Origin of the sequence: Pseudomonas fluorescens, from assembly GCF_002837185.1 — a bacterium.
GTDB classification, from domain to species: Bacteria; Pseudomonadota; Gammaproteobacteria; order Pseudomonadales; family Pseudomonadaceae; genus Aquipseudomonas; species Aquipseudomonas fluorescens_AM.
The window spans coordinates 118,332-131,225 of the sequence record NZ_KZ477994.1 but is presented as its reverse complement, the minus strand read 5'-3'; the positions used below and the strand labels follow the sequence as shown (position 1 = coordinate 131,225).

9 protein-coding genes and 1 tRNA gene are annotated in these 12,894 nt (G+C 60.0%); 9 read left to right on the top strand and 1 reads right to left on the bottom strand.

Features of this window, described 5'->3' with window-relative positions:
* Positions 1-52: 52 nt before the first annotated feature.
* The 3 genes from rpoD (at position 53) to CIB54_RS12090 (ending at position 5,504) form a co-directional block, all read left to right on the top strand.
* The gene (gene rpoD / locus CIB54_RS12100) at positions 53-1,903 is read left to right on the top strand and encodes an RNA polymerase sigma factor RpoD (protein ID WP_065950926.1); all 1,851 of its coding nucleotides are present in this window, start codon (positions 53-55) and stop codon (positions 1,901-1,903) included.
* Positions 1,904-2,038: 135 nt separating this feature from the next.
* The gene (locus CIB54_RS12095) at positions 2,039-5,410 is read left to right on the top strand and encodes a bifunctional diguanylate cyclase/phosphodiesterase (RefSeq protein WP_101219897.1); all 3,372 of its coding nucleotides are present in this window, start codon (positions 2,039-2,041) and stop codon (positions 5,408-5,410) included.
* Positions 5,411-5,427: 17 nt separating this feature from the next.
* Positions 5,428-5,504: transfer RNA gene (locus CIB54_RS12090), tRNA-Ile, on the top strand.
* A 138-nt stretch (positions 5,505-5,642) separates the two neighbouring features.
* On the opposite strand, the gene CIB54_RS12085 is transcribed toward CIB54_RS12090, so the two are convergent.
* On the bottom strand, positions 5,643-5,891 hold the full coding sequence (locus CIB54_RS12085) for a CsbD family protein (protein ID WP_065885492.1): 249 nt from the start codon (positions 5,889-5,891) through the stop codon (positions 5,643-5,645).
* A 263-nt stretch (positions 5,892-6,154) separates the two neighbouring features.
* On the opposite strand from CIB54_RS12085, the gene CIB54_RS12080 reads away from it, so the two are divergent.
* The 6 genes from CIB54_RS12080 (at position 6,155) to pqqB (ending at position 12,893) form a co-directional block, all read left to right on the top strand.
* The gene (locus tag CIB54_RS12080; protein ID WP_065950928.1) at positions 6,155-6,601 is read left to right on the top strand and encodes an Lrp/AsnC family transcriptional regulator; all 447 of its coding nucleotides are present in this window, start codon (positions 6,155-6,157) and stop codon (positions 6,599-6,601) included.
* A gap of 167 nt (positions 6,602-6,768) precedes the next feature.
* On the top strand, positions 6,769-8,451 hold the full coding sequence (locus CIB54_RS12075) for a flavin monoamine oxidase family protein (protein WP_101219922.1): 1,683 nt from the start codon (positions 6,769-6,771) through the stop codon (positions 8,449-8,451).
* Between the two features lie 10 nt (positions 8,452-8,461).
* Positions 8,462-9,256 (top strand): carbon-nitrogen hydrolase family protein, encoded by a 795-nt coding sequence (locus tag CIB54_RS12070; protein ID WP_101219896.1) that lies wholly within the window; start codon positions 8,462-8,464, stop codon positions 9,254-9,256.
* Positions 9,257-9,304: 48 nt separating this feature from the next.
* Complete coding sequence (gene pqqF / locus CIB54_RS12065) at positions 9,305-11,677, top strand: pyrroloquinoline quinone biosynthesis protein PqqF (RefSeq protein WP_101219895.1); 2,373 nt, start codon at positions 9,305-9,307, stop codon at positions 11,675-11,677.
* A 159-nt stretch (positions 11,678-11,836) separates the two neighbouring features.
* A complete protein-coding gene (gene pqqA / locus CIB54_RS12060) occupies positions 11,837-11,911 on the top strand; it encodes a pyrroloquinoline quinone precursor peptide PqqA (protein WP_003194766.1) in 75 nt (24 codons plus the stop codon).
* A 70-nt stretch (positions 11,912-11,981) separates the two neighbouring features.
* Positions 11,982-12,893 carry a pyrroloquinoline quinone biosynthesis protein PqqB gene (gene pqqB, locus CIB54_RS12055; RefSeq protein WP_065950931.1) on the top strand — a complete coding sequence of 304 codons (912 nt, stop codon included), beginning with the start codon at positions 11,982-11,984 and terminating at the stop codon, positions 12,891-12,893.
* Position 12,894: the final 1 nt, after the last annotated feature.

The following is a 12,894-nucleotide window of genomic DNA, read 5'->3' as shown; positions in this document are numbered from 1 at the left end:
ATAATCCTCGGCTTGTTTTTTGCCCGCCAAGACCTTCAGTGGATAGGGTGTTATGTCCGGAAAAGCGCAACAGCAGTCTCGTATCAAAGAGTTGATCACCCTTGGTCGTGAGCAGAAGTATCTGACTTACGCAGAGGTCAACGACCACCTGCCTGAGGATATTTCAGATCCTGAGCAGGTGGAAGACATCATCCGCATGATTAATGACATGGGGATCCCCGTACACGAGAGTGCTCCGGATGCGGACGCCCTTATGTTGGCCGACGCCGATACCGACGAGGCAGCCGCTGAAGAAGCCGCTGCCGCGTTGGCCGCGGTGGAGACCGACATCGGTCGCACGACTGACCCTGTGCGCATGTATATGCGTGAAATGGGTACCGTCGAGTTGCTGACACGTGAAGGCGAAATCGAAATCGCCAAGCGTATCGAAGAGGGCATCCGTGAAGTGATGGGCGCAATCGCGCACTTCCCTGGCACGGTTGACCACATTCTCTCCGAGTACACTCGCGTCACCACCGAAGGTGGCCGCCTGTCCGACGTTCTGAGCGGTTATATCGACCCGGACGACGGCATTGCGCCACCTGCCGCCGAAGTACCGCCGCCGGTAGATCCGAAAGCGCCGAAAGCGGACGACGACACCGACGACGACGAGGCTGAAGCCAGCACCGACGACGAAGAAGAAGTCGAAAGCGGTCCAGACCCGGTCATCGCTGCCCAGCGTTTCGGTGCGGTTTCCGATCAAATGGAAATCACCCGCAAGGCGCTGAAAAAGCATGGTCGTGGCAACAAGCAGGCGATTGCCGAGCTGCTGGCCCTGGCTGAGCTGTTCATGCCGATCAAGCTGGTGCCCAAGCAATTCGAAGGCCTGGTTGAACGGGTTCGTAGCGCCCTTGAGCGTCTGCGTGCACAAGAGCGTGCCATCATGCAGCTCTGTGTCCGTGATGCGCGCATGCCGCGTACCGACTTCCTGCGCCAGTTCCCGGGCAACGAAGTTGACGAAACCTGGAGTGACGCCCTGGCCAAAGGCAAGGCGAAATACGCCGAAGCCATTGGTCGCCTGCAGCCGGACATCATCCGTTGCCAGCAGAAACTGAGCGCACTGGAGGCTGAAACAGGCCTGACGATCGCCGAGATCAAGGACATCAACCGTCGCATGTCGATCGGTGAGGCCAAGGCCCGCCGCGCGAAGAAAGAGATGGTTGAAGCCAACTTGCGTCTGGTGATCTCCATCGCCAAGAAGTACACCAACCGTGGCTTGCAATTCCTCGACCTGATCCAGGAAGGCAACATCGGCCTGATGAAGGCGGTGGACAAGTTCGAATACCGTCGCGGCTACAAGTTCTCGACTTATGCCACCTGGTGGATCCGTCAGGCGATCACTCGCTCGATCGCCGACCAGGCCCGCACCATCCGTATTCCGGTGCACATGATCGAGACCATCAACAAGCTCAACCGTATTTCCCGGCAGATGTTGCAGGAAATGGGTCGCGAACCGACCCCGGAAGAGCTGGGCGAACGCATGGAAATGCCTGAGGATAAAATCCGCAAGGTATTGAAGATCGCTAAAGAGCCGATCTCCATGGAAACGCCGATTGGTGATGACGAAGACTCCCATCTGGGTGACTTCATCGAAGACTCGACCATGCAGTCGCCCATCGATGTCGCCACTGTTGAGAGCCTCAAGGAAGCGACTCGCGACGTACTCTCCGGCCTCACTGCCCGTGAAGCCAAGGTACTGCGCATGCGTTTCGGCATCGACATGAATACCGACCACACCCTCGAGGAAGTCGGTAAGCAGTTTGACGTGACCCGTGAGCGGATCCGTCAGATCGAAGCCAAGGCGCTGCGCAAGTTGCGCCACCCGACGCGAAGCGAGCATCTACGCTCCTTCCTCGACGAGTGATAACAGAACCCCCGGCCCAGGCCGGGGGTTTTGCTTTCCAGCCATTTCTTTCCACCGATTAACTGCCCCGCGTCACCCCGCCTTCGCAATGCCCGTCTACACTCGAGACATTCCCCGTGCCATAACGAGACCGTTATGCCCAGATTGCCGACCGTGATACTGCTGTCGCTGCTGACCTGGACCGCAACGGCTGGCGCGTTGACTCTCACTGATGATGAGCGTAGCTGGCTGACGGACCATCAGGAGCTGCGCATTGGGGTGGATGCGTCCTGGCCACCCTTTGAATACCGCGACGAAAATGGCCGATATCAAGGCCTGGCCGCCGATTATGTGCGCCTGATCCAGGATCGCCTGGGCGTCAGGGTCAAGCTGATCGAGCCGGCAAATTGGACCGCTGTGCTCGAGCAGGCACGCAATAATCAGCTCGACTTGCTACCCGGCATCATGTCCACCCCGGAACGCCAGAATTTCCTGGCCTTTACGCGCCCCTATCTCGACTTCCCCATCGTGATACTGGCCCATGAAGGTGGCGCCAAACCACGCAACCTCAAGGACTTGTACAGACTGAAAATCGCGGTGGTGGAAAACTATGCGCCCCATGAATTACTGCGCACCCATCACCCGGACCTCAACCTCGTCGCAATGCCTAACGCCAGTTCCGCGCTGCAGGCCCTGGCCACCGATGAAGTGGATGCGGTAGTCAGTGACCTGGCGTCCAGCGTCTGGAGCCTGCGCCAACTGAAACTCGATGGTTTGTACGTCAGCGGCGAAACGCCCTACCGCTATCAGTTGGCAATGGGCGTACCACGGGATGAAAAAATACTGGTGGGTATCCTGGACAAAGTCCTCGCCGATCTCAGCCCAACCGAGACCGATGCGATCCAGCAGCACTGGGTGGGCAGCGTCAGCGATCACCGCACATTCTGGGCAGATCTGTTGCTGTACGGCCTGCCTGCGGTGTTGCTACTGAGTACCGTGTTGGTCATAGTCATTCGAATCAATCGCCGGCTCAGCTCGGAGATTTCCCGCCGAGTGGCCCTTGAGCAGCAACTGCGCAGCAGCGAGTACCACTATCGCGGCCTGGTGGAGAGCCTGTCCGCCATCGCCTGGGAAGCCAGCATCAGCGATTTCACCTACAGCTACGTGTCGCCCCATGCCGAGCAATTGCTTGGCTACCCCCGCGCCCACTGGCTGATCCCCGGCTTCTGGCGCAACATCATTCACCCCGCCGACCTGGCGCGCGCCGAAACCTATTGCTTGCGTGAAACTCGCGCCAACCGTGATCACAGCATCGACTACCGTGTCATCACCGCCGACGGACGCTGCCTGTGGGTACGCGACATTGTCAGCCTGATCAAATACGGCCCGGAACCGGTGCTGCGCGGCCTGATGATCGACATCAGCGAGGCCAAACGTACGGAAGAGGCACTGCTGCTGTCCGAGCAGAAATTTGCCAAGGCTTTTCATGCCTCCCCCGATGCCTTGTTGCTGAGCCGTCAAAGCGATGGTCTGCTGATAGAAGTGAACGAAGGCTTCAGCCACCTGACCGGCTACACCAGCGCTATGCCGCTTGATCAGTCGGCCTTGGACCTTGCCATATGGGTCGACCTCAATGAACGCAAGCACATGCTGGAATTGATGCAGCGCGACGGTTTTGTGCGCGACTTCATCTGCCATATTCGCCACGTCGATGGTCGGATTCGCCTCTGCGAACTGTCCAGCCGTCCGCTGCCCATCGGCGAAGAAGACTGCATGCTGGTCATCGCCCGCGACATCACCGAACGCCAGCAAATGCAGGAAAAACTGCAACAGGCGGCTACCGTGTTCGAGAGCACCGCCGAAGGCGTATTGATCACCGACACGCGGCAGAACATCAGTGCCGTCAATCGCGCGTTCAGTGAAATCACTGGCTACAGCGAAGCCGAAGCGCTTGGCCACACCCCTCGCCTGCTCTCCTCCGGCCTGCACGACAGCGCCTTCTATGCCGCGATGTGGCACCAGTTGACGACCCAGGGACACTGGCAAGGCGAGATTTCCAACCGCCGCAAGAACGGTGAGCTCTATCCAAGTTGGCTCACCATCAGCGCCGTGCGCAATCGCGACCAGGTGGTCACGCACTTCGTTGCGGTATTTGCCGACATCTCCAGCCTCAAGCTCGCCCAGGCGCGCCTCGACTATCAGGCCCATCACGACCCATTGACCGGCCTGCCCAACCGCACGCTGTTTGAAAGCCGCCTGCAAGCCGCCCTCAATGGTCAGCAGGAAAGCGGCAATCAGGGCGCCGTGTTGTTTCTCGACCTGGACCGCTTCAAACACATCAATGACAGCCTCGGCCACCCGGTCGGTGACCTGCTGCTCAAAGACATCGCCGTACGCCTCAAGGAACAACTGCGCGATATCGACACCGTCGCCCGCCTGGGCGGCGATGAATTCATTATCCTGCTGCCCGGCCTGCAACAGGCCAGCGACGCGCAATACCTGGCGAACAAACTGCTCGATTGCTTCACACCGCCCTTCCAGGCCGGCGAACACGAATTCTTTATCAGCGCGAGTATCGGCACCAGCCTGTATCCACAGGACGGCACCGATGTTGCCACCCTGGTCAAAAACGCCGACGCTGCGATGTATCGTTCCAAAGCCAAGGGCCGCAACCGCGTTGAAAGCTACACCCGCGACCTGACGGCCCAGGCCAATGAACGCGTGGCGCTGGAGCATGAACTGCGCCGCGCCATCGAACGTGAGGAATTGAGCCTGTATTACCAACCCAAACGCAGCCTGATCACCCATGAACTGATCGGCGCCGAAGCCTTGATTCGCTGGCACCACCCCACCTTCGGCGACGTCCCGCCCGAACACTTCATCGCCCTGGCCGAAGAGAACGGCACTATTTTGCAAATTGGCGACTGGGTACTGGAACAAGCCTGTCGGCAACTGCATGCCTGGCAAGGCGCTTTCGAGGACTTCGGGCCGCTGTCGGTCAACCTCGCCGGCGCGCAACTGCGTCATCCCAATCTGTTGTCGCGCATCGAACAACTGCTGCGCGACTATCGCCTGGAACCCGGCTGCCTGCAGCTGGAGATCACCGAAAACTTCATCATGAGCCAGGCGGAAGAAGCCCTGGCGGTGCTGCACCAGCTCAAAGGACTGGGCGTACAACTGGCGATCGACGATTTCGGCACCGGCTACTCTTCCCTGAGCTACCTCAAGCGCCTGCCGCTGGACTTCCTCAAGATTGACCAATCCTTCGTCCGCGGCCTGCCCGACGACCCTCACGACGCCGCCATCGTGCGCGCCATCATCGCCCTCGGCCACAGCATGCAATTCACCATCATCGCCGAAGGCGTGGAGAACCCCGCACAGCAAGCATTCCTGGCTGCAGAAGGCTGTGAACAGATGCAAGGCTACATCGTCAGCCTGCCCCTGCCACCGGAGCTATTTGCCGAAACCTTCCTTCGTACACGGATGAGGGATTTTACGGATGGCACAGCGAGGAAACCGTCGCTATAATCCGCGTCCAGTTACAAGGGCCTATAGCTCAGTTGGTCAGAGCAGAGGACTCATAATCCTTTGGTCCACGGTTCAAGTCCGTGTGGGCCCACCAACTCCAAAGCCGCGCATTGCGCGGCTTTCGTGTTTTTGCGGTAAAAGAAACCTGACTGAAAATCGCCAGAAAATCTCTTCCGTCCACAAACCGCCCACACGGTTGAATTTTACTCATTGTTGAAGGTTTCCCTTCGCCTCAACGGCGCAGCAAACGGTCCAGCACCAACAGAGCCACTGCACCAATCGCGATGGCCGCAACCGGTTTTTCCTTAACGAACGTCGACACGCTGTCCAGCGCATCACCATAAGTTTGAGTCAGTTGCCCGGCAGCTTGGCGTCCTGCACCTTCGGCTTCCAGCTTCGAATCACCAAACAATTTACCTACCGCGCTCTGTGCCTTTCCAGCAAGCTTCTCTGTAACGCCTTCGACTTGTTCACTCTTCATAACTCACCAAACCTTTGCGTGTAAGTGGGAAACCCAGGGTCTGCCTGGGCCAGGGTTATCTGCAAATCTTTAGGGAGATGGGGTTTGGGATAAGTTCAAAGTAGATAAAGCGCCGGAGATACCAAACCACAGTTGGCGGGTGGCACTTGAGCCCAAAAAAGCCGAGCATTGCGCGGCTTTTTTGTATCTGGCATAGCGGTTCTGTAAGCCGAACCAAGCCTGTACCATGCATGCCCACTGCCCCCTGCACTGGAGTTCTTCTCTTGCCCACCCTGGACGAAATCGACCGCCAACTGATCGCCGCGTTGCAGCTCAACGCCCGCGAAAGCGTGGCCATGCTTGCCCGGCAGCTCGGCATCGCGCGCACCACGGTGACGTCGCGCCTGGCCCGCCTGGAGAAAACACAGGTGATTACCGGTTATGGCGTGCGCCTGGGCCAGCGCTTGGCGGATGGCGGTTTGCAGGCTTACGTCGGGATTACCGTACAGCCGCGCTCGGGCAAGGAAGTGCTGCGCAGGTTGAGTGCAATGGCCCAGGTGCAGCAGTTGTGCGCGGTGAGCGGCGAGTTTGATTATGTGGCCTGGCTGCGCACTGAGTCGCCGGAGCAGCTGGATCAATTGCTCGATCAGATCGGCAGTGTCGACGGGGTGGAGAAAACCACGACTTCGATCATTCTCAGTAACAAATTGGACCGCGGCCAGCCTGTCTGACCAAATATCTCGTCACAATGACTAAAATGAGTGCAATCCGACGACACATTGCGTCTTATTAACGAGCGCAACGCTCCCTAAACTGGCTGCCATCTTTTCCTATACTCAACGGGCCCTATCCCGCCGAGTCGTCAGTAAGGTCAGCCATGAGCATTCCGTCCAGCAGCATCGCCAAGCCCCATCGCCACCCTACCGACGGTAAAAAACCCATCACTATCTTCGGCCCGGATTTTCCGTTTGCCTTTGATGACTGGATCGAGCATCCCGCCGGCCTGGGCAGCATTCCTGCCGCTAACCACGGCGCTGAAGTGGCGATCGTGGGCGCCGGCATTGCGGGGCTGGTGGCGGCCTACGAATTGATGAAGCTAGGCTTGAAGCCGGTGGTTTACGAAGCCTCGAAGATGGGCGGTCGCCTGCGCTCGCAGGCGTTTGAAGGGGCCGAAGGCATTATCGCCGAGCTGGGCGGGATGCGTTTTCCGGTGTCGTCCACCGCCTTCTATCACTATGTGGACAAACTGGGCCTGGACACCAAACCCTTCCCCAACCCGCTGACGCCGGCATCCGGCAGTACCGTCATCGATCTGGAAGGCCAGACTCACTACGCGCAAAAACTGTCCGACTTGCCTGCGCTGTTCCAGGAAGTGGCCGACGCCTGGGCCGATGCCCTGGAAGCCGGTTCGCAGTTCAGCGATATCCAGCAAGCCATCCGCGACCGCGACGTGCCGCGCCTCAAGGCACTGTGGAATAAGTTGGTACCGCTGTGGGACGACCGCACCTTCTACGACTTCGTCGCCACCTCCAAAGCGTTCGCCAAGCTGTCGTTCCATCATCGCGAAGTCTTCGGCCAGGTCGGTTTCGGCACCGGCGGCTGGGACTCGGATTTCCCCAACTCGATGCTGGAAATCTTCCGCGTGGTAATGACCAACTGTGACGACCATCAACACCTGGTGGTTGGCGGCGTGGCGCAAGTGCCCATGGGCATTTGGCGTCACGTACCGGAGCGCTGTGCCCACTGGCCCGCCGGCACCAGCCTCAGCTCATTGCACAGAGGCGCGCCACGGGCTGGAGTGAAGCGCATTGCTCACGCCGCCGACGGTCGTTTCGCCGTCACCGACAACTACGGTGACACCCGCGAGTACGCCGCCGTGTTGACCACTTGCCAGAGCTGGCTGCTGACCACCCAGATCGAATGCGACGAAACCCTGTTCTCGCAAAAAATGTGGATGGCCCTGGACCGCACGCGTTACATGCAGTCGTCGAAAACCTTCGTAATGGTCGACCGCCCGTTCTGGAAAGACAAAGACCCGCAAACCGGCCGCGACCTGATGAGCATGACCCTCACCGACCGCCTGACCCGTGGCACCTATCTGTTCGATAACGGCGACGACAAGCCGGGGGTGATCTGCCTGTCCTACTCGTGGATGAGCGACGCGCTGAAAATGCTGCCCCAGCCCATCGATAAGCGGGTCAAGCTGGCACTCGACGCGCTGGCCAAGATCTACCCGAAAGTCGACATCAAGGCGCGTATCATCGGCGACCCGATCACGGTGTCCTGGGAAGCCGACCCGCATTTCCTCGGGGCCTTCAAAGGTGCATTGCCCGGCCACTATCGGTATAACCAGCGCATGTATGCGCACTTCATGCAGAAGGACATGCCTGCCGAGCAACGTGGGATTTTTATTGCTGGCGACGACGTTTCCTGGACCCCTGCCTGGGTTGAAGGCGCGGTGCAGACCTCGCTGAACGCGGTGTGGGGCATCATGAACCACTTCGGCGGCAGCACCCATCCGGAAAATCCGGGGCCCGGCGATGTGTTTGACGAGATAGGGCCCATCGCCCTGCCCGAATAAGGAGCCTGACATGCGTGTCGCCCTGTACCAATGCCCGCCACTGCCGCTGGATGTCGCCGGTAATCTCAAGCGCCTGCGGCAACTGGCACATGAAGCAGCGGGAGCCGATGTGCTGGTGTTGCCGGAGATGTTCCTGACGGGCTACAACATTGGCGCCGAGGCTGCGGGCGCGCTGGCCGAGGCTCAGAATGGGGAGTCTGCACAAGCCATTGCTGACATCGCGCAGAGTGCCGGGCTGGCGATTGTGTACGGTTATCCGGAGCGGGCCGAGGATGGCCAGGTCTACAACGCCGTGCAGTTGATCGACGCCCATGGCACCCGTTTGTGCAACTACCGCAAGACTCACCTGTTTGGCGATCTGGACCATTCGATGTTCAGCGCCGGTGACGACGATTTCCCGTTGGTGGAACTGAACGGCTGGAAGCTGGGTTTCATGATTTGCTACGACCTGGAGTTCCCGGAAAACACACGCCGCCTGGCCCTGGCCGGTGCCGAACTGATCCTGGTGCCCACTGCCAATATGGTGCCGTTCGACTTTGTCGCCGACGTCACTGTGCGGGCGCGGGCGTTCGAGAACCAATGTTTCGTGGCCTACGCCAATTACTGCGGGCACGAAGACGATATTCACTACTGCGGCCAAAGCAGCATTGCCGCGCCGGATGGTCAGCGCATCGCCCAGGCGGGCCTGGATGAGACGTTGATCGTCGGCACGCTGGAGCGGCAAGCGATCCTCGACGCCCGCGCCGCCAATCACTACTTGCAGGACCGTCGTCCCGAGCTTTACGCCGCACTGCACAAGCCCTGACCCACCGGGTTTGCTAGCATAGGCACTTGCCCCGTTTCGGAAGTGCCCATGCCTGCGCCGGTTCACCCTTATCCTCTGCACCTGACTCTGGCCAATGGCCTGAACCTTTGCCTGCGCCATGCGCCGCGCTTGAAGCGCTGCGCCGCTGTTTTACGCGTGGCTGCGGGCAGTCATGACGCGCCATTGGCATGGCCGGGGCTGGCGCATTTTCTGGAGCACTTGTTGTTTCTGGGAACCGAGCGTTTTCCCGCAGGCGAAGGGCTGATGGCCTACGTGCAGCGCCACGGCGGACAAGTGAATGCCAGCACCCGGGAGCGCGTCACTGAGTTCTTTTTCGAGCTGCCGGTTTCGACCTTCGCCGAGGGGCTCGTGCGCTTGGCCGACATGCTGACGCACCCTCGCCTGGCCATTGACGAGCAACTGCGCGAGCGCGAAGTGCTGCATGCGGAGTTCGTGGCCTGGTCTCAGGATGCCAAGGCGCAGCAACAGGTAGCCTTGCTGAAGGGCCTGGCCGCTGATCATCCGCTGCGTGGCTTTCACGCGGGCAATCGCGACAGCCTGCCAGTGGAACGTGAGGCCTTTCAGCAGGCGTTGCGCGAATTTCATCAGCACTTCTATCAGAGCGGGCAGATGACGTTGAGCCTGGCCGGTCCACAATCGCAGGAAGACCTGGAAGCGTTGGCGCAGCGATTCAGTGCACAGCTGCCCCCTGGCCCGCTGCACCCCCAGGCCGCGCCACCAGCGCTGATGGCCGGGCAAGCGCGGGGCTATCAGCACGTTGCCGATCATCATCTGCACCAGGTCATCACCTGTGATGCTCCGCGCGAAGCGCTGGCGTTTCTCTGTACCTGGCTTAACAGTGCGGCGCCGGGCGGCTTGCTCGCAGAACTCAAAGATCGACGCCTTGCGACTGCAGTGCACGCCTCGGTGCCGTATCACTTTGCCGGACAGGCCGTGCTGGATATCGACTTTACCCTCGACACCCAGAGCGACTCGACGACACAGATCGAGGCGCTGTTGTACGACTGGCTGAGTTTTTTCGCACACAGCGACTGGACGCCGTTACGCGAAGAGTTCGCCTTGCTCAAGGCGCGCCAACAGCAGGTCCAAGACGCCCTGACGCTCACACGCAACGACACGCAAGACTTATCGGAACAAGGCCTCGCAGCCCTCAAGGCCATGCTCGACGCCTTGCATCTGCCACCCGCCACGCATGGGTGGCAGCTTCCACCGAACAACCCGTTCCTGCGCCCGCCCGTCAAAGAAGAACGGGCCGGCTTGATTCGCGGCCAGACCAGCGCCCACCGTGGCTTGCGCACATTCGCCCAGGATCGCTCACGGGGGCGACGGGACATGTCGGCGCTGACCTTCAGCCAGGCATTGGCCAATGACACTGACGAAGGCGCGCTGTACCTGCGCTGGCGATTCGACTGCGGCGTGCCTGCCGGTCTGGAAAATCTGTTGCAGCCGCTGCGCGAGAGTGCCGCTCAAGCGGGCGTCGAGTTGTGTTTCGACACCATCGCCAATGACTGGCAGGTAAAAATGTTCGGTTTCCACGAGCCCATGCCCGCCGTGCTCGAAGCGCTGACGCACTGCTTGAGCACTGCCGATGAACGCCTGCCGCCGCCCGCGACACCGATGATCGCCATCCGCGAATTGCTCAAGGCATTACCCGGTTGCTGTGCCGATGTTCAGCCAACGCCCCAAGCCACGCCAGCCTCATGGGCGACCGCGCGCTGGCACGGGCTGGGCTCAGGTTTACCGGCGGCCTGTGAAGCGGCGATCAAGACCGTCGCGGCACGATTGCCTGGGCAGCCTGTACATCTCCAGTACCCGTTTCAAAATCTCCAAGGTCAGCGCGTCTGGCACGAGATAAACACCGAATCCAGCGAAGCGGCACTGCTGCTGTTCTGCCCAACACCCACCCAGGCCCTGAGCGATGAAGCCGCCTGGCGTTTGCTCGGTCACCTGCTTCAAGGGCCGTTCTATCAGCGCCTGCGCGTTGAACTACAAATCGGCTACGCCGTTTTCAGCGGCATCCGACAGATCAATGGGCAAACCGGCCTGCTGTTTGGCGTGCAGTCACCCAGCGCGTCCCTGGATGAAATCATCGAACAGGTGCAGACCTTTCTGGAACATCTACCGTCATTGATCGAACGCAGCGCGGACATGGGTAACGAGGCTCTGGCGCAGCAATTCACTGTCCAGTCGCTGCCCATGGCCCAAGCCGCCGATTTGCTGTGGCACGCGCACTTGGCGGGCCAGCCATCGGACTACTTGGAGCAATTACAAGATTTGATACAAACCTGCTCGCGGGAAGATGTGCGGCGCGCCGCTCACCACCTGAACGACGCCACAGGCGGCTGGCGTTGCCTCGCTAACGGGCCGTGCACCCAAGGGGCGTGGCAGCCGGCGGATTGATCGTTGCCAGCTTTGCAACAGGCTTTTTCTTTCAAGACAGCGCTAACTCGAAAAGAATTGCGTAATATTCACACGCAATATCTGAACATCTCCCATGGGAGGTGGACTATATGTACTACTTGGTAGTGAACATCCCCGTCCCTTGATAGGAGTATGAATATGACCTGGTCCAAACCTGCTTACACTGATCTGCGCATCGGTTTCGAAGTCACCATGTACTTCGCCAGCCGTTAATCTGCTGGGTACTACAACGCCTCGGTTCGCCCGGGGCGTTTTTGTTTTGAGCTTTGCTGATGGAGCGACCATGTTTGTCCAGATTCTAGGTTCCGCCGCCGGCGGTGGCTTCCCGCAGTGGAACTGCAACTGCGTGAACTGCGCAGGTTTTCGTGATGGCAGCCTGCGGGCCCAGGCGCGTACCCAGTCGTCCATTGCAATTTCCGACGATGGTGTGAACTGGGTGCTGTGCAATGCGTCGCCGGATATCCGCGCGCAGTTGCAGGGATTTGCGCCGATGCAACCGGGCCGCGCCCTGCGTGACACCGGCATCAGCGCGATCATCCTGATGGACAGCCAGATCGACCACACCACCGGCCTGCTGAGCCTGCGCGAGGGTTGCCCGCATCAGGTGTGGTGCACCGACATGGTCCATGAAGACCTGAGTACCGGTTTCCCGCTGTTCACCATGCTCACTCACTGGAACGGCGGCCTGGCCTGGAACCGTATCGAACTGGATGCCAGCTTCACCATTCCGGCGTGCCCCAACCTGCGTTTCACCCCACTGCCGCTGCGCAGCGCGGCGCCGCCTTATTCGCCGCATCGCTTCGACCCGCACCCGGGCGACAACATCGGCCTGATCGTCGAAGACCTGCGCACCGGCGGCAAATTGTTCTACGCCCCAGGCCTGGGCAAGGTCGACGCGCCACTGCTGGAGATCATGGCCGGCAGCGACTGCCTGCTGGTGGACGGCACGATGTGGGACGACGACGAAATGCAGCGCCGTGGCGTCGGCACCCGCACCGGCCGCGAAATGGGCCACCTGGCGCAGAACGGTCCTGGCGGCATGCTCGAGGTGCTGGAGCAGTTGCCAACACAGCGCAAAGTGCTTATCCACATCAACAACACCAACCCGATCCTTGATGAAGACTCCCCCGAGCGAGCCGAGCTGGTACGGCGAAATGTCGAAGTAGCCTACGACGGCATGAGCATTGAGTTGTAGG